Genomic DNA, 18,119 nt, shown 5'->3' with positions numbered 1-18,119 from the left:
TGAAGTGGTCATGCACTTTGAGCATCGCGGCGGAGAGAAGCTCTTCGCGATCGCAGCCTACCCACACTCCTTGGGTTTGTTACTGCGCACACACCGATACTGAGACCTAGGGGATAGTTGTTGTGCTTCCAGGTGCAGCGACCAAATCCGCGCGAAGCCACCTACGGCGCACTGCTAGTTGCGTTAACGAGCATCTTGCCAATATTTCCGCCACTAAATAACGAGACGAAAGCGGTGGGAAGTTCGGTGAACCCGTCAGCGATTGTCTCCAGAGACTGAAGTTGACCATCGCGAATCCATTGAGTCGCCTTGGAGAGGTATTCACGGTAGTGTGACTGGTGGTCAGAAACTATGAATCCCTGTATGCGTAGACGTCGACGTACAACCAGTCCTTCCAACCCTCGAGGACCAGGCGGAAGTTCGGTATCGTTGTATTGAGAGATAGCTCCGCAGGAGAGAATGCGCCCGAAGTCCTTCATGCGGTGCAGTCCAGCCTCAAATTGCTTGCCACCAACATTGTCAAAAAACAAGCTAATACCATCCGGGAAGCTGACATCTAGGGCTTGGGCAAAATCGCTTGACCGATAATCGATACCTGCAGTGAAACCGAGTTTGGCGAGCTGTTCGACCTTGGCTGATCCACCTGCGGAACCGACAACACGAGCGCCAAAAATCCTAGCAAGCTGCCCAACTACTGAACCAACCGCCCCTGCAGCCCCGGTCACAAGCACCTCGTCCTCAGCGGTCACCTTACCAAGTACGACAAGCCCGACATAGGCGGTCAATCCGGTCATCCCAAGGACACCGAGATAGGCCGAAGGATCCACCTCAAGATCAGTCGGGAGCTTCCACAAACCAGCGGTACCCAACACAAAAGAGCTGGCCCATGGAAACTCTCCACGGACAAAGTCTCCCACTGCAAAACCCTCAGCCCTAGATTCCATAATTTTTCCAATACCAGCCGAGGCGATCGGAGCCCCAACCTCGAAAGGGGCGACGTAGGAACGAGCATCCGACATACGACCGCGTAGATAGGGGTCGACGGAGAAAGTCACGGGCTCAATGCGGAGCTCGCCATCGCCCAGCGAATCCTCTTGCAGGCTAACGAGATCGAAATCCTCGAGTTCTGGCACTCCGACCGGTCGTTTGGCCAACACGAAAACCTGTGACATCTCTAGCCTATCCTCATCTCAACTACCGCCGCCAAGCTGGCAGCGTGCAAACTAACCGGGATTCCGGGATCATGTTCCTCGCGAATGCCGGAACTTACCAGCCCAAAGTCCACTCCAAGACGAGCAGCAAATCGTCCGTCTGTGCTCAATCGATCTCCCACCATTATGGTGTCTGCAGTCAGTAGAGGCTTCAACAGCTTGACCATAGGATCCTCTGGTTTCCCGGCTACGATCGGCTGTGCACCCGTCGCGGTCGCCACAGACGCGACCAATGCCCCAGTGCCGGGAACTACCAGGCGTTCAAGAGGATACGTGGGGTCTGCATTGGTAGCGATAAACCGGGCCCCTGAACGTATGGCTACACATGCATTTGACATGTCCGAGTAGCTGAACTGACGGTACCAACCAAGCACAACACAGTCAACCCCTTCAGCATCCTCAAGAGAATTCGGCACAACCAGCTCTGCCCCTACCGCTTCTAGCTCCTCTAACAAACCGCGCTCCCCTATGGCAAGCACCCTATCCCCACTCCGAACGAGCGTGGCCGCCGCCATCGCCGAGGTGATGATCTCTTCACGTATCGCCTTGATTCCGAGACGCGCCAACTTCTCGAGGTACTGATCACGCGACAACGATGAGTTATTCGTGACAAAGTGAAGCTCGTGTCCGAGGCTACGCAGTCGCGCAATAGCATCGACGGAACCTTCTATTGGGGTGTCCATTTTCCACACCACTCCGTCAAGATCGATCAGCCACTGCATACTTCACTCCGTCCTACGCATAACCTAAAGTCTCAGATGCAAAACCCAAACTCCCATGACCCAGGCTACCCGGCTACCCTGTTGACGCCAACGAGAATACCAACTGTTCAACCAACCAGCCTCATACACGTCAACCCTGAAGCGTCTGGGACGGAAGGCTTCGATGACACCACCATGTCATTTCAGTCAGGGGCCATGATCACCGAAGAGTCACCAGCTTATTATCGCTATACGCTAGCGGCAGCGCGTTCAGTTGAACGGCTGCGCCTGGTGGGTTTAGTTGTTGGACTTTTATGCTCTGAGTTACGTGCGCCACTTTGGATCGCTGTCGACACACCAGATCTCGATGCCATGTTAACTAGCCAGGGGGGTTATCTTGGCAACCTAGCTGACTCCAGCGGCGTCGTTCATCGCCTTGAACGATATGAGGGACCAGCCTTGGAGGCAGTGGTGTCAGATATGCTCACAAATCAACCTGCAGTCACAATTATGGAGAGGAATGCTCAAACTACTCCTGTCATCGTTCCCGTCTTCATCACATCGTTCGAAGCTGCCTTAACCTGCATTCGAGCGGGGGCCACCAACCTGGCAAACCATGAAGACACCGCCAGAGCTTGGCAATGGCTCACCGCGATCGCGGATAGCTCAAATGTCCTCGACGACTCATCCGTCAGCTACACCCTCGGGAACGAGGAAATTGCTGCACAAACGCAAAGCACAACAGTCATCCGCGGTGACCAACGCCGATCTCCATCGCCTCAGGAGCAACCGACGAGCATAACTTGGAATCCACATCTGCCACTACTGCGCCAAATAGCTGAGACCAACGACCCTACGTTACACATTCCTGCAACCCTCGCACTACACCCAGCCACTTCAGTTCTTAACGGAGTTGCGGACCATCATGACCTCACGCCGTAGGTCAAACCTCCAGCTGGACTCTTCAACGGCTCACCCATTGGCGGAGTACAACCCGACTATTAGCAGCACCGACATCCGCTCGCCAGGAATCGGTGCCTTGGTAGCACACAGTCAGAAATACTAAGACTCAGCTCGGACTTCTTCGCAAGTTCATCAGCTCAGCGCAGCAAGACGCTCCGCAACGTCGTACAGACTCTTGTCTTCCTTGAACAGTTGCAGATAGATCTCACGAGCCCCCGAGGCGTCCCCTGCACGTTCAAAGAGTTGTGCCAGCAGATACCGTTGACGGATGCTAGTTAGCGCAGTTCCACGACGTTCTTTCCCTAGACCCTGCTCCATCAAAGTTATAGCCTCAGCGAGCTTCCCCTGGTCAGCCAGAGCACCGGCGTATACGATCCGACCCTCCACGATGACCTCCTTCGCTGGCGAAGCTTCGCGAAGACGCAGCCACCACCGATCTAACTCGTTGATGCGGCCAAGCGCCCTCGCACAATCCATTAGTACTGGCACTTGATCGAAGCTCTCAGTCGCCTTGTGCATCTTGCGGAGGACTCTTAGGGCCGCATCATAACGTGCTAGACGATACAGACTAAGACCCATTAACTCTAGGACCTCGGGTTCATCAGGATCCATCGCATCGATGCGTCTAGTTATACGTAACGTCTCCTCGAAACGATCGCGCTCATAGGCCTCAGCTGCCCGAGCGAGCAACTGACGCATCGCTGATCGACTTTTGCCACGCATTGATGGTCGCTGAGGTCGAACCTTGGAGTCGCCCACGTGATCCTCACGGATTCGAACGCGCGACGGAGCATCGACCGACTCCCGCTGCAACCACCGCGATGCCTGGAACCGCAACGAGGGCAGGTCCCTTGTCTCCGGTTCGGCCTCGGTGGTCCCGAGGGGATCAGAATTGACAGCGTCTATCAGACTATCGATGCCCTGTTCTGAATCTCTTGGGCGACCATAGCTTGGACGGTCACCCTCTGGTCGACGGGGTCGATCTGGACGATCGGATCGGTCTCGATCTGGGCGAGGACCAGAACGGTAGCCACCACGATCGCGATCTGAATCTCTTGGGCGACCATAGCTTGGACGGTCACCCTCTGGTCGACGGGGTCGATCTGACGAACCCGAGTCGCCGAATTGTTCAGGGCCGTCTGATCTAGCTGACATGTTGTGATACTCCGATGGTGAAGGGAAGGTTACAGGTAAACTTTTGTGCCAAACCATCCTAACCGGTTCTCAACCATGATGCCGATGGGCCACTCAACGCCGTTGCCAATCACCGGTAACGCATTACCTATTTCGGGCATCGGGCCGGAACTCAACACCCACGGCTTAATCTACGCTCACGAAGCTCGGGTGGCACAGAGATCAAATGACGGCAATAGACCCAGGCCAGATCCAGTTAGACTGTAACGAGCAAAACTAACACCTCTCCACTCTCGGAATTGAGAATCATGCTTGTCCACGCAAAGTCGTTGCAATTTGAATATGGCGCCAGACTCCTATTTGATGACCTCAACCTGCTCGTCGACAAAGGGGATCGCGTTGGACTAGTCGGTCGCAACGGCGCAGGTAAGACTACCCTAATGAAGGTCCTTGCTGGAGAACTTGAGGCCAAGGGAATTCTTGAGCGGGCTGGTTCAGTTGGCTACTTGCCACAGGACCCTCTCGCCGCAGACCCTAAGCTAACCGCACTCTCACGCATTCTCTCCGGACGTCAACTCGATGATCTTTTTGCAAAGCTGACCGAGCTTCAACATCTCATGACTGAAGCACATGGACCGGCACAGGAGCAGGCTACGAAGGAGTACGGCCATATAGAGACGCTCTTTGCCAACCGCGACGGTTACCGTGCCGAATCCGATGCCACAGTGTTGGCTAACTCCCTCGGCATCGAAGCTCACGTTCTCACACAACCAATCGGTGTGCTAAGTGGTGGACAGCGGCGGCGGATTGAGCTTGCACGAATACTTTTCTCGGAGGCAGACCTACTCCTACTCGACGAGCCTACCAACCACCTCGACGCCGACTCGATTAACTGGCTCATCGACTTCCTGAAAAACTTCCACGGTGGGCTGATAGTTATCTCACATGATGCAAGGCTCCTGGAATCGGTCGTTAATCGCGTCGCCTTTCTGGATCCGCAGCGATCTACTCTCGATCTGTACACCCTTCATTATCGAGCCTACCTGGTGGCTCGAGCCGAAGATGAGGCACGACGTCGACACCAGTACGAGGTCGAAACCAGCAAGGCGACCCAGTTGAAGCGGCAGGCCGACAAGATGCGTGGCTCGACCGCAAAGCGTGCGCGAAAAGCCAAGGTGCTCGATCGCCGTGTGACCCGGATCCTCGACAACGTCGATGATGTCCGCCAATCAGAGAAGGTTGCGAATATTCGCTTCCCTCAGCCATTGCCTTGCACCAAGACTCCCATACAGGCAAACGGACTCGCTAAATCGTACGGTTCGCTGGAGGTCTTAAGCGGCATTGACCTTGCAATAGATCGGCACTCACGCGTGGTAATCCTCGGTCTCAACGGCGCTGGGAAGACAACACTACTGCGCCTGTTGGCCAATGTGGAAGCTCCCGATGCGGGAGAGATTCATCCCGGCAAAGGCCTTGTTGTGGGCTACTATGCCCAAGAGCATGAGATGTTGAATCCAGACCTTACTCCACTAGAGAACCTGAGAAATGGCGCACCAGCTGATGTAACTGATACCGACCTCCGTCAAATTCTTGGTTCGTTCATGTTCACTTCGGAGATGTTTAATCAGCCGAGTGGCACTCTCTCGGGTGGCGAAAAAACGCGGCTGGCGCTGGCTACCCTTGTCTCACAGCGCGCCAACCTGCTCCTCCTAGATGAACCCACTAACAACCTTGACCCTGCTAGCCGCGACCGAGTACTCGCAGCATTACGCAGCTATACCGGCGCTATCATTCTGGTTACCCACGATCCTGGTGCGGTCGAGGCCCTTAAACCAGAACGGGTATTGATGCTACCAGATGGGGTTGAAGACTATTGGAACGAGGAACTTCTCGAGCTGGTAACCCTCGCCTGATTACGCATTCCAGTCTGCCATCTTCTTAAGTTCTTCCAAGCTTTCCCCGGTTAGCCTCGATCACATGAATTCCGACTCACCAAACGACTCCAAACTCGAAGCGGTAATCCAGCTCGATACTCCAGACCAAGAGGCGTGGAGCCAAGTTCTCCAGCAGATCGAAAACTTATTACTCGAGGACGAATCTGCCTCGATCGAGGTGGTATGTTCGGGTAGAGGCATCGACCTCGTCCGACGCGATACCACGCATCTGTCCGTCGAACTCAACAAACTTGCAAACCGAGGCGTCTCGTTTGTGGCTTGTAACAACTCGCTTCGCAAGCGCGCCATCGCCCAGGATGCGCTCTTTTCTTATGTGACGATCGTGCCAAGTGCTATCGGTGAGCTCATCAGGGCACAACGCGATGGAAAGGCATATCTCAAGCTTACGTAACATCGGAAGTTGGAGACGATCGTCGCCTGGCACGCACCCGGCTACCGATATCTAACGCAATTTTAGGCTCATACCGAGGAGGCAATGGATGGCCACCCAAGCTTGTGCCAGTTTTGCACAGGTTAGTTGCGCTTTTGTTCGCTGCGTCGTCAGCGTGTCGTTCACCATCATCGCATCCATGGGCATGGCCGATGTGAGTTGCTTGAGTTGGCTGCTTCCACCTTGAAAGGAGCTCGTATACCGAACCGACTTAAGTACGCCAGAGGAGGCAAGAACCGCAATCTTTGATTGGATCCAGTGGTACAACCGGAAGCGTAGACATTCGAGCATTGACTATTTATCGTCGATTTGCGTTAGAACAAACCGCTACGCTACAAGCTGCATGGGTAAGCGAGGTCCAGCGTCCCATTTGGTGAGCAATTCCATACCGTCTGTTAACGGGTGGTGCAGCTTAGAACTCTCGGAATGACGGCTTCAATTCGGCCAAGCACATCAGAACGCTTGACGGCTTACTGATTTATGGTCGATCTTGGTACCGGTATACCCGTTTTCTTCCGATGACCCGATTATCTAACGTGACATCCTCCCCGCTCTTACGCACGGGGCTTCCCAAGCTCCTCACGCAGCTTTAGGCGTGGTGGTGCGCGTCACTGGGTCGCTATGTTGCGTCTTGGTGGACGTAGCGTGCGATGTAGCTGTACACATCGTGACCGCGAACCTGAAACTACTCCCACCGGGTTGCAGCGTGCGCTCTACAGCATTGATCGCTATGTCGACAACTAAGTCGAATATGCGAAACTTAGAATGGTCTCTTGAATACTTGGCTCAAAATTGAAGACTACGACAACAGACGAGCACTAGCGCAGTTCCTTCGCGAACTAGTCACTACGGCCGAGATGCAGCTTCAACAACGTTGATCACAGGCTGTTCTGAAGATATAACACCTCGCTCAATCCATCTGAAATCCTCTTTGCCGGTCGAACAACTCTTGCAATGATGACCTCACGAACAAGCAACACCTACTGCACACACCCAACGGATAGGAGCTAGGTGATCCTTAGTGTCGACAGCCATGAGCCCTGGAGTAGTGCAGACATCCGGCAGTTTGCGCAGAGGATGGCGGTCAACTATTGTAATGTTTGGTGAACAACGACCCCTCGACTCAGACAACCAACGAGGTGACGCACTCCAACCATTCCGATGTCTTGGCTGAACTCGCACAGCTCCTGGATCCCGCTTCGATAATTACCGACCCGGACATCACCAGTTCTTACTCATCGGACCATGCAACCGGCGTGGCGGTAGGCAAACCCCTCGCAGTGCTGTTACCAAAATCGACAGAGGACGTCTCCAGGTCGCTCGCTATCGCCCACAGGTATAACATCCCGGTGGTACCACGTGGTGCCGGTAGCGGCCTGGCTGGTGGTGCCAACGCCATAGACGGATCTTTGGTGATGAGTCTGGCCCGCATGACCAAGATTCTCGAGATCGACCCCATCAACTTCATTGCCACCGTCGAGCCAGGCGTTATCAATAAGGATCTAAAGGCCGAAGCGGAGCGGTTTGGCCTCAGTTATCCGCCTGATCCAGCGAGCTTCTCATTCTCAACAGTTGGAGGCAATATCGCCACCAACGCCGGAGGGCTATGCTGCGTAAAGTACGGGGTAACTCGCGACTACGTATTGGGCCTAGAGGTAGTCATGGCTGATGGAACCGTTATGAACCTGGGGCGCCGCACCAAAAAGGGGGTCGCTGGCCTGGATCTGACCGGGTTGATCGTCGGTTCCGAGGGGACCCTGGCGGTCATCACCAAGGCCACTCTGCGACTTGTCCGACAACTTCCTAAGCCAGCTGGAACTCTGGTAGCGGTATTCAACTCACTCACATCCCTTGGCGAAGCTATCACTGAGATCTCCAAATCGTGCACGCCTTCTTTGCTGGAGGTAATGGACGACACAACACTCGCTGCGGTGGAAAAGATGACCCCAATGGGCCTACACTCCTCAATCGCAGCGATGCTGATAGCTCAATCGGACCTAGATGGTGAGGCCGGAGTTGCAGAACTCGACCTGATTAAATCGATCGCCGAACGATCACAGGCAACCGAGGTCTATCTAGCCACCGATACCTACGAAGCGGACGCTCTTTTACAGGCAAGGAGATTAGCACTTAGAGCCCTGGAGCGACTAGGTAAGGTACTTCTAGACGATGTCTGCGTGCCAACCTCACGCATTGCGGAGATGATGGCTGAGATCTCCGCGGTTGCAGAACGTTACAGTCTAACAATCGGCACCTTCGGCCACGGTGGCGACGGCAACCTTCACCCAACCATCGTGATGCCAACAGATGACGCGGGTAAAGCGGCAGCAGAACATGCCTTCTCAGAGATGGTGGGAAGGGCTATTGCCCTGGGCGGCACCATCTCCGGCGAACACGGCGTTGGTTTGTTGAAAAAGAGATACCAAGATATTGAACTCGGCGATCACCAGGTCAAACTGATAGCCGAGGTCAAGAGGGCCTTCGATCCAAACTGGATTCTCAACCCAACCAAGCTAGTAGATCAGTAGCGTTACACGCCGCAGACCAAGATATAGCTGGATCGTGCCCGAGCGAGACAGTAAGAGTTGAATCCGAGAGACCCGGCCCAACCGGCGCTATTCGAAATCTCACTACCACTGATCACCAGGGAAGCTGTATGAGCATTTTCTCTTAAACCTGACGCGGCCACAGGAGTCGCATTGCGTGTACCGCGTGATGACAACCTGGTCTCAGCTCGCCTGTAATGTGACCTCGTTCCTCCAGTTAATTGCCCGGCGACCAACCGACAAAGGTGACTCAGCCAGGCAACGTCTCATCCTCAATGGTCGATTATCCGTGCGAGTCCTTCAAGTTCCCATGCATCCTCTAGCACCTGTTCTGCATTGTGACAGGCAACGCTATGCCCAGTAGCCACAATGCGCAACTCCGGGTGATCTACTGAACACCTATCGGAGGCATAGGGGCATCGCGGATGGAAGCGACAACCGCTGGGCGGCGACAACGGTGACGGAAGTTCACCAACAATTTGGCCGATCCTCGCCTTCTCACGTTCGATGGCAGGATCAGGAATTGGCACCGAACGCAACAGTCCACGAGTGTATGGATGCGCAGGAGTTGAAAAGACGTCAGACGCGGTAGCCAACTCAACCAACTCGCCAAGGTACATAACGCCAATTCTGTCAGCCAAGTAGCTGACGACAGAAAGGTCGTGAGAGATGAGTGCATAGGTGAGCCGATAGCGTGCTTGAAGTCGTCGCATCATGTTGAGGACTTGACTACGAATCGATACGTCGAGTGCAGAGACGGGCTCGTCTGCTACCACCAGACCCGGCTCAAGCATCAGCGCCCGGGCAAAGCCTACTCGCTGTCGCTGCCCTCCTGAAAACTCATGAGGATAGCGCTCCACTGCAGAATGTCTGAGCCCCACCTCATCAAGCAGCTGATACATGCGCGCCTCCTGGTCGCGAGAACCACCAACATGCTGTACCCGTACAGGCTCAAGCAGTGCGGGCCCTATACGCATACGAGGATCTAGCGACGCGTAGGGATCTTGGAACATGAGCTGAAAGTTGCGTCGAAGCTTCCGCATCTCTCCTGAAGAACGCATCGCTATGTCGACACCCTTATAAAGTATCTGACCAGAAGTTGGCCGTTCCAAACCGACCATCATACGACCAAGCGTCGACTTTCCACAACCTGACTCACCAACGATTCCAATGGTCTCACCCTCATAGAGGGTAAGATCTATGCCGGAAACCGCGTGCACGCTGCCCGCTTTTCGTCTTAATGCACCTGCGAATATGTCGTATTCCTTGACCAATCCCTTCAACTCGAGGAGCGGAACGTCGCCAATCGAACGTGCGGCATGTCGATCTTTGGATGCAACCACCGCTGAACGAATTTCATGGTTCACCGGAAACCAACACGCATATCTATGCTCCTCGCCAACGAGTGCAGGATCCTCACTATGGCAGCGATCTTGCGCAAACCGACAGCGCTCAGCGAAACGGCACCCTTTAGGAGGATGGGCAAGATCGGGCGGCAGTCCTGGAATGCTGGTGAGTACCCGCTCGCGATCGTCACCGATGCGAGGGATCGAAGCAAAGAGGGAAAACGTGTAAGGGTGACGCATTGCTTCAAACAACCGGCCAGTCTCGGCACTCTCGACAACGCGACCCGCATACATCACCATCACCCGATCGGCACGACCAGCAACAACTCCGAGATCATGAGTAACCAGGATGAGCCCCATATTCAAGGTAGACTTGAGCTCATCCAAAAGACTCAGGATCTGCGCCTGAATGGTAACGTCTAGCGCCGTGGTCGGCTCATCGGCGATCAGCAGCTCGGGGGAGTTAGCCAGCGCAATTGCAATCATAACTCGTTGTCGCATTCCACCTGAGAGTTGATGCGGGAAATCGTTCAGTCGCTCCGCTGCAGCTGGGATCTTGACCAGCTCGAGCACCTCAAGCGCTCGTTTACGAGCCATTGACTTACTCGCAGCCTTGTGAATCATAAGCGACTCAGCGATCTGCCAACCAATAGTCTTCGAAGGGTTAAGACTAGTCATCGGGTCCTGAAATACGACCCCAATCCTGTCGCCGCGCACTGCACGCATACGGGCCTCGGAGGCACCCACCAGCTCTTCACCATCGATCTTGATGCTTCCGCTCGCGATCACACCACCGGCCGGCAAGAGCCGCACGATCGATAGCGCCGTCATCGTCTTGCCGCATCCAGACTCCCCGACCACACCAAGCGTCTCGCCGCGCTCCACGGAAAGACTCACGCCATCTACGGCGCGCACGACCCCACGACGCTGACGTATCTCTGTTGAGAGCTCATTCACCTCTAATAGCTTCGACATCTTCTCCCCTATGAATCGAAACCGACGCCTAAGCGGTCGAGTGTCCGTAACCAAAGATTTCGATGTCCGCCATGGGTATCGGCTCGCATCAAAGAACGCCTTGTAGCTGCGACCGCAAGTGAACGCAATGGCTCAGGCGGGAACGGCATCGGCTTTGTTCGAACCAGTCCAAGATGATCGAATGGTGACATCTTTGGCTCCATACGCGCACATAGAACCTGAGCTGCAAACCGAGTAGCCCCAACACCCAGTCCGGTAAACCCAAGGGCGTAATGGACCTTGCCCTGATAGCGTGACCCAAAAAACATCGAAAATCTCGTGGAAGTATCAATTGCACCGCCCCAAGCATGGGTAAAGCGAATACCCTCCAACATCGGGAAGGTTTCAAAGAAGTGACGAGCAAGCATCAAATGAGTTTTTGAGCGCAATCTGTAGGCGGTACTGACTCGAGAACCATAATGATAGATAGCATCATACCCACCCCAAAGGATGCGATTATCGCTGGTGAGGCGGTAGTAGTGAAATAGATTGCCAAGGTCAGAAAGTCCTTGGCGGCCGCGCCATCCAATCTCCTCAAGTTGCGATGACGACAAGGGCTCCGTCATTAGAACGTAGTCGTAGACGGGGACGATAAAACTAGCTACCCCTGAGAGCAGCGGAGGGAACGCGTTCGTCGCAAGGATAACCTTGGCAGCACGCAATGAGCCACTTTGAGCAGTATCGACCTCGACCATGCCTCCCACATCGTGCACACTGGTCACTACAGTTCCCTCATGGATCGTCACTCCCAGCTCGATCGCCACACGAGCCAGACCCCATGCCAAACGCGCTGGATTGACCAGCGCCGTGCGATTCGTAGTCCAAAGTCCTCCTTGATACAGCGGCGACCGCACAAGCTCCTGGACTCCGTTGCGATCGAGCACGCCAGCATCGTGGCCATAACGTCTGGCGGTCTCCGCGTACTTCTCTAAACCATCGAGCTGCCAGCGTTCCGTGGCAATATCCAGCGATCCACTGCGTTCAAAATCACAATCTATCGAATGACGTTCTATGAACTCGGCAAGGGCGGTAAGGTTATCCCCGCCGAGACGCTCAAGCTCCTCGATATCCTCGGGCCAACGACCGAGACCATTCTCAAGTCCATGCGTCAAACTCGCATCTACAAAACCGCCATTCCGGCCACTTGCTCCAAAACCAACCCGGCCGCCGTCTACGACCACAATCTCCCACTCAGGGAAGCGCTCTTTAATGAGGATGGCACTCCACAATCCAAGAAAACCCGCCCCAACAATCACCAGATCAACGTCTTGATGATCACTGAGCGGCGAACCAAATACGGGTACAACACCCTCGGCAAGCCAATAGACCCCGTCCCGAGCCGCAACCAAGGAGCGAATTGCTTCGCGTTCAACATCCAATTTGTACCTCTTCCGTGAGTACAGGTCGAACTATCATGGCGTCCTCCCACCTGGTAGTCGTTGAGCGCATAAGCACAAGATAGCCCAGCCGCTGCCACATTCGTAATTCCGACAGGCTTGAAGGCAACCGTTACCTCCAAAAACCACAACTACAACCTCCCGACGAGGACCTCACTTGCGACATTTGATGATTTACCTCCATAGGTTGCCCACTGTTGTACCATACATTCATCACGAGCATCCTGCCTCCTAACCCAATATCCACATCGTGGAGCGGCCGTCTAGCAGATACCAAAGCAACCCCCGCGGCGTGGATTTGCCTCTCCATCCCAACAAAGTGGGTCCACTGAAGTCAAATAGCAAACACACCCTCAGCGAGTCGATATTCTTATGCCATGCCTCGCACAGAAGACGAACTGTAGCCAATAGACATCGCTGGCATCCACACGATCTCTCGAACAAACGATCCCACCCTATGCTTACGAATACTCGTCGTCTGTATATCGCCGATGAGTGACAATGCCCTCCCCTCATACAGGCCGCCAGATCTCCCCTTCTCGAAGGCAATCACCAACAAGTGCTACTACGTAATCCCGTCTATCACATCACTCCCACGAAGACATTATTACCATTTGAACAACTTTGCAACCGAATCCGAATCTAGATCGACATTACCTCGATCCAGGTACACCAACGCTCGGAGGGACTGAAACCTTCAGGTTTGATGCCTCATAGTGCTACCGTTCTGACCAAGAAGTTCGGATCCGATGTTGTCCGTCTCCTCATATTGCTGTATCATGACTAGCAACTCATCGTCAGAGACGACTTGGTCATGCCGAGTTAGCGCGTCGAAGCGACGGTTGAGGATGGCCGGTTGAAGGAGGGGCAATGACGGCTATGAAGACTGAGCAGCCGAGTACTCACGCTGCAGCTGTCGACCAAAGGATGGGGGCACTGAGAGCCGCACTCAGCACGTTCATTGCCAACAAGCTAGCGGTAGGCAGCCTCGTCATCCTGATTCTAATCATCCTATTTTGCTTCATAGGTCCGTTGGTGTACCATACAAATCAAGTATCAGCGCAACTCCTGCTTGAGAATCAAGCACCATCTTCCACCCATATCCTTGGAACTAGCCCCACTGGGCGCGACGAGTTAGGAAGGCTAATGCTCGGCGGCCAAAGCACCATTGAACTCGGCTTGGCTGTTGGAGTCCTGGCCTCGGCTTTTGGGCTAGTGTGGGGAACGATTAGTGGCTTTGTTGGCGGCTTGGTTGACTCGGTTATGATGCGGATCGTAGATGCGCTCCTCTCGATCCCCTTCCTTTTCTTCGTCATCTTGCTCGCATCGATCGTTCGACCTACACTATGGCTGATCATCCTCGTGATATCCGGCGTCAGCTGGCTTTCGACCGCTCGGCTCGTGCGTGGTGAGACTCTAAGTCTGAAAACTCGCGACTACGTCGTAGCAGCCTCCGGATTCGGCGCACCGCGCTGGCGTCTCATTGCCCGTCACATCATGCCCAACGTGCTAGGTGTTCTCGTGGTAAACGGAACCCTCAAGGTGGCTGATGCCATTCTTACCTTCGCAGCTCTCGGATATCTAGGGCTCAGCATCCCCCCACCAGCTACCAACTGGGGAGAGATTCTCGCCGGCGGCGTGAATAACATATTCGACGGCTACTGGTGGCAGCTCTGGCCAGCCGCAGTATTCATAGTCCTAACGGTACTAGCGGTAAACGTTCTAGGTGATGCCCTGCGAGATGTCGTAGAAGCACGGCTGGCCCAACGATAGAGGACTCGAGATGTCAAGACACTACCATCGCCATAGCGACAATGCATTATGGCATACCCATACCGGCACCCGGGCTGCAGTTCGAAAGGAGCTCGTATGATTCGCTATATTCTTCGACGCTGCGGGCAAGCCATCATCACCATCATCGCGGTTTCAATCATCGTCTTCATCATCTTGCATCTCCTTCCTGGTGGCCTCGTTCGCGCTCAACTTGGGCAGAAGGCAAGTCCAATACAAGTGCATGCCCTAGAGGTCCAAGAAGGTCTGCTAAAACCTCTACCAGTCCAGTATCTGACCTGGGCATGGAATGCGCTTCGAGGCAATTTAGGATACTCCTATAAGCTCAGCGAGAATGTCTCCACCCTGCTCAGCGAGTACGTGCCACGCACGTTTCTGCTTGTCGCCGTCTCCCTACTCTTCGCCGTCGCCATCGCAATACCAATGGGGCTCTGGCAGGGATATCGTCGTAATCATCTAGACGATCATGCACTAAGCGGCACCATGCTGGTCATGTACTCGATGCCGACATTTCTCTTGGGGGTAGTGCTCATCGTCGTCCTCAACATCTGGTTACCGATCTTCCCTTCAACCGCCTCCAACTTCGGTGGCAGCCTCTCGATCGACGCCACCGACCTGGCCCTCCCGATCATCACCCTCAGTCTCGCCAACGTGAGCTACTTCAGTCGATATATGCGATCCTCGGTAATAGATAATCTGTTAGAAGATTACGTTCGAACAGCGAAATCGAAGGGAGCACGCAACCGCACCGTCCTGTTAAGGCATGTGCTGAGGAACTCACTTAACTCAACTCTCACTCTCCTAGGACTCTCACTCCCTTATACCGTCTCCGGTTCGCTTATAGTAGAAGCGCTCTTCAACTATCCGGGAGCGGGTCTGCTCTTCTGGAACTCCGCACAAACTCGTGACTTCCCGGTCCTCCTTGGTATAGTCCTTATAATCGCAGTGATGACCGTCTTGGGAAACCTAATAGTTGACATTCTCTATGGCGTTATCGACCCACGGGTCAGGGTCCAATGAGGCCGTCCCAGCCCGGGCCGTCCAGGTTCACGGTGAGACCTGAGCCCATTGCTTCACCCCGGTGAGCCTGAGGAGTTGAACTGGCCGCGATGCACCACGATATTGGCTTGCCTGCGCGTAGGCCAAGCAAAGCTAAGTTCTACCTCCGCAACCTTCCGCCCCTGACAGCTAGGTCTACTTGTGAACCTCGGTTAGTTCATAGGCTTGGTAGTAGTTGTAGCTGATCTTTTGTGATCGTCCGCGTCTCCATGAATTAGGTCGTTCGAGGGCTAGCTTTCATAGATAGTGAATATCAGAGCGGTGACCCACAAGAACTGGTAGTTCCAGACGGTCCTTGAGCTCACCCTTACAGACCGGATTTGCATTCCTGTCTGGTCTGATCAACCACGAACCGTGAGTGGGATATATGACAACTTCAGCCCAATCCCACTCGAACAACAACCGTTAAAAGTACCACCGTGATGGAACCGGATTACCAAACACCTGCTGCGGATTCCATCCATGTAGATGATTGGAGACCACCGACACCTGCCAGTCCCACGTCGGGAACCAGAGAGCAGCAACGTGGGAGGAGATATAGTTCTCGTAATTGAACAGCGGCTGTAGACCAGCCTGTGTATGGGTGGCGTTGATTAAACTCTGGGCCTTCGCCGAGCTATAACCTCCACCCCAGTAGTTACCAGAACCGAACATCTGTCCCCCCGTAGGCAACACATCACCTTGACCATAGTTCCAGAGAAAGGTCCGATACAAGATGATACCCCAATTGCAGGGTCCAGAGGATGGGCAAACCCCACCTACAGAGAACATGGTGGACTGCGACTGTGGATCCAAAACAAGATCAACTCCAGCTGACTTCGCCGCAGTAGCAAACGCCTCAACCTGTGCCTGTAGCGTAGGTGTACCAGTCTGATACATGAACTTCAGGCTCAATGGCTCATTTTTACTAATGCCAGCCCCACACTGTGAAGCCCCGGTGCCCGGGTTCGAACAGATCAGCACTCCACCAGAACCAGCGCTCCACCCGTGAGCCGCAAGCAAAGCCTTGGCGCTGCTGACAGAGTACGGATATGGGTCACGCTTCTCTTGAGCCGAGACATAAGGTGAACCGGGAAGATTCGGGACAGGTCCATAGGTCAGCTGACCATCACCATGAAGGGTAGCGCTCAAGTACAACGGCTCATTGATCAAGTGTTGCAGTGCCTGACGGATGTAGAGCTGCTTGACTAACGGGCCCCAGGTTTTGCTAGTGTAACCCAACTCCGCCCACTGCACATAGTCCGTTGCCCACGGTGCAATCGTGTAACCGCCAGCCTTGAAGGTCGACGCAAGCTTAACATCACTGAGCGGGAGGTAACCATAGTCAAGACTGCCGTTTCTCAACGCGTCGACCTCCGCAGTCTGCGAAGAAAAACTCTCCAACACATACCCAGAAAGCTTCGGCTTGTCTGGACCCGTGAAAGCTTTGTTTCGCGCGAAAACGGTCCGGGCTGTGGTTGGATCATACGATTGCAACTTCCAGGGCCCATCGACAACCTTCCAAAGAGGATTCGTAGCGTAGGTCGCCAACTTTGAAGACTGAGCGTAGAGGAACTTAAAGACAGCCTTAGCACCAGAAGTGGTCAGGTCATAGTTGCCAACCTTCCCAGAGAGCGACGTTCGATCCCAACTCTGCTGCGGCAACGGCACCACGTCGGTCAACTCGTTGTCTGTGAACCACAACGGGTTGACCGCACTCTTGAGCGTGAGCGTAAACTGGGTCGGTGAATCTACCGTAAACTTCGCGACATTATCTGGAAAGTTACCAGGTACATAGGTGGCTATCTGCGACTTATTTGCCACATAAAGATTGTAAAAGAACTGGACATCCCTGGCGGTCACAGCACTGCCGTCAGACCACTTCCAAGGATTGAGGGTCACAGTGACCGTCTTGTTACCGTTGGAGTACACCGGCTTCTGAGCAATACTATTGGCATAGTTGACCACCGGACTGGCCCCACTACCTGCGACATACAGTGGCCGATACATACCATATTCTGCATTCTGATCCCAAGGCTCATAATTAGCCTCATTCGGAATCGGAAGCACCCACGAATAAGTATCTCCAGTATGAAGCGCATAACTTGCATAATTCGCAGGTACTTGAGCCGTAGAAGATCCCGACGCCGCCGCCCCTGAGCTAGCGGAGCCACATGCTGCTGCTATCAGCGACATCGCACCTGCTAACAGACCAACCTTATACCAACCCCTACTTCCTCCCATACCGCAACAGTCCTCCCCGGTTGTATCATCCCTCAGACGATTACCTCAGTGAGCGAACGCCCTAGGTCTGGTGCAATCATCCGACCAACAAACGACGATACATTCCCTATCCGTATCCCCGAATTGGAACTATATTATTACCTTTAACCAAGAACCGCAACTGATTCCGCAGAAATTCAAAACTTTTCCGACGGTGCCACAGCAGGAGAGACCCCCAAAACAGAACAACCCCCCTCACAAGGAGGGGGGTTGTTAAACGAGCGGCAGTGCCCTACTCTCCCAGGGGGCCTCCCCCCAAGTACCATCGGCGCGGGTGGGCTTAACTGATCGTGTTCGGAATGGGAACGGG

General features: G+C 54.2%; 13 protein-coding genes, 1 rRNA gene and 1 pseudogene. 7 read left to right on the top strand and 8 right to left on the bottom strand.

Going from position 1 to position 18,119, the window contains the following annotated elements:
• Positions 1 to 161: 161 nt before the first annotated feature.
• The gene (locus FEAC_RS01055) at positions 162 to 1,172 is read right to left on the bottom strand and encodes an NADP-dependent oxidoreductase (protein ID WP_035392293.1); all 1,011 of its coding nucleotides are present in this window, start codon (positions 1,170 to 1,172) and stop codon (positions 162 to 164) included.
• A 2-nt stretch (positions 1,173 to 1,174) separates the two neighbouring features.
• Positions 1,175 to 1,933: an HAD-IIA family hydrolase gene (locus FEAC_RS01050; RefSeq protein WP_052565110.1), complete on the bottom strand. Its 759-nt coding sequence runs from the start codon at positions 1,931 to 1,933 to the stop codon at positions 1,175 to 1,177.
• A 174-nt stretch (positions 1,934 to 2,107) separates the two neighbouring features.
• On the opposite strand from FEAC_RS01050, the gene FEAC_RS01045 reads away from it, so the two are divergent.
• Positions 2,108 to 2,854, top strand: coding sequence for a hypothetical protein (locus tag FEAC_RS01045; protein ID WP_035392296.1), 747 nt, complete (start codon positions 2,108 to 2,110; stop codon positions 2,852 to 2,854).
• A gap of 153 nt (positions 2,855 to 3,007) precedes the next feature.
• Here FEAC_RS01045 and FEAC_RS15030 read toward each other — a convergent pair whose 3' ends face one another.
• The gene (locus FEAC_RS15030; protein ID WP_152623009.1) at positions 3,008 to 4,030 is read right to left on the bottom strand and encodes a tetratricopeptide repeat protein; all 1,023 of its coding nucleotides are present in this window, start codon (positions 4,028 to 4,030) and stop codon (positions 3,008 to 3,010) included.
• Positions 4,031 to 4,317: 287 nt separating this feature from the next.
• On the opposite strand from FEAC_RS15030, the gene FEAC_RS01035 reads away from it, so the two are divergent.
• The 4 genes and pseudogenes from FEAC_RS01035 to FEAC_RS01020 all read left to right on the top strand — a co-directional run bounded on the left by FEAC_RS01035 (position 4,318) and on the right by FEAC_RS01020 (position 8,922).
• Positions 4,318 to 5,922: an ABC-F family ATP-binding cassette domain-containing protein gene (locus tag FEAC_RS01035; protein WP_035391542.1), complete on the top strand. Its 1,605-nt coding sequence runs from the start codon at positions 4,318 to 4,320 to the stop codon at positions 5,920 to 5,922.
• 64 nt (positions 5,923 to 5,986) lie between these two features.
• Positions 5,987 to 6,355 (top strand): DsrE family protein, encoded by a 369-nt coding sequence (locus tag FEAC_RS01030; protein ID WP_052565106.1) that lies wholly within the window; start codon positions 5,987 to 5,989, stop codon positions 6,353 to 6,355.
• A 238-nt stretch (positions 6,356 to 6,593) separates the two neighbouring features.
• Positions 6,594 to 6,824 (top strand): annotated as a pseudogene (locus FEAC_RS16220) (integrase core domain-containing protein); the annotation flags it as partial.
• Between the two features lie 709 nt (positions 6,825 to 7,533).
• Complete coding sequence (locus tag FEAC_RS01020; RefSeq protein WP_052565242.1) at positions 7,534 to 8,922, top strand: FAD-binding oxidoreductase; 1,389 nt, start codon at positions 7,534 to 7,536, stop codon at positions 8,920 to 8,922.
• 290 nt (positions 8,923 to 9,212) lie between these two features.
• Here the strand turns inward: FEAC_RS01020 and FEAC_RS01015 are convergent, their stop codons facing one another.
• The 3 genes from FEAC_RS01015 to FEAC_RS15415 form a co-directional block, all read right to left on the bottom strand.
• Positions 9,213 to 11,261: an ABC transporter ATP-binding protein gene (locus tag FEAC_RS01015; RefSeq protein WP_035391547.1), complete on the bottom strand. Its 2,049-nt coding sequence runs from the start codon at positions 11,259 to 11,261 to the stop codon at positions 9,213 to 9,215.
• An 8-nt stretch (positions 11,262 to 11,269) separates the two neighbouring features.
• Positions 11,270 to 12,679, bottom strand: a complete 1,410-nt coding sequence (locus tag FEAC_RS01010; protein ID WP_052565105.1) for an NAD(P)/FAD-dependent oxidoreductase — start codon at positions 12,677 to 12,679, stop codon at positions 11,270 to 11,272.
• Between the two features lie 388 nt (positions 12,680 to 13,067).
• Complete coding sequence (locus FEAC_RS15415; RefSeq protein ID WP_160290300.1) at positions 13,068 to 13,250, bottom strand: hypothetical protein; 183 nt, start codon at positions 13,248 to 13,250, stop codon at positions 13,068 to 13,070.
• 317 nt (positions 13,251 to 13,567) lie between these two features.
• Here FEAC_RS15415 and FEAC_RS01005 point away from each other — a divergent pair, with 317 nt between their 5' ends.
• Together FEAC_RS01005 and FEAC_RS01000 are read left to right on the top strand one after the other, a co-directional pair.
• Positions 13,568 to 14,470: an ABC transporter permease gene (locus FEAC_RS01005; RefSeq protein ID WP_035391549.1), complete on the top strand. Its 903-nt coding sequence runs from the start codon at positions 13,568 to 13,570 to the stop codon at positions 14,468 to 14,470.
• A gap of 96 nt (positions 14,471 to 14,566) precedes the next feature.
• Positions 14,567 to 15,508: an ABC transporter permease gene (locus tag FEAC_RS01000; RefSeq protein ID WP_035391550.1), complete on the top strand. Its 942-nt coding sequence runs from the start codon at positions 14,567 to 14,569 to the stop codon at positions 15,506 to 15,508.
• Positions 15,509 to 15,952: 444 nt separating this feature from the next.
• Here FEAC_RS01000 and FEAC_RS00995 read toward each other — a convergent pair whose 3' ends face one another.
• On the bottom strand, positions 15,953 to 17,770 hold the full coding sequence (locus FEAC_RS00995; RefSeq protein WP_052565103.1) for an ABC transporter substrate-binding protein: 1,818 nt from the start codon (positions 17,768 to 17,770) through the stop codon (positions 15,953 to 15,955).
• A gap of 258 nt (positions 17,771 to 18,028) precedes the next feature.
• Positions 18,029 to 18,119, bottom strand: a 5S ribosomal RNA gene (gene rrf, locus FEAC_RS00990); the annotation flags it as partial.

Origin of the sequence: Ferrimicrobium acidiphilum DSM 19497, assembly GCF_000949255.1 — a bacterium.
Lineage (GTDB): Bacteria > Actinomycetota > Acidimicrobiia > Acidimicrobiales > Acidimicrobiaceae > Ferrimicrobium > Ferrimicrobium acidiphilum.
The sequence above is the reverse complement of the archived record's forward strand: the minus strand, read 5'-3'. Positions and strand labels throughout refer to the sequence as shown.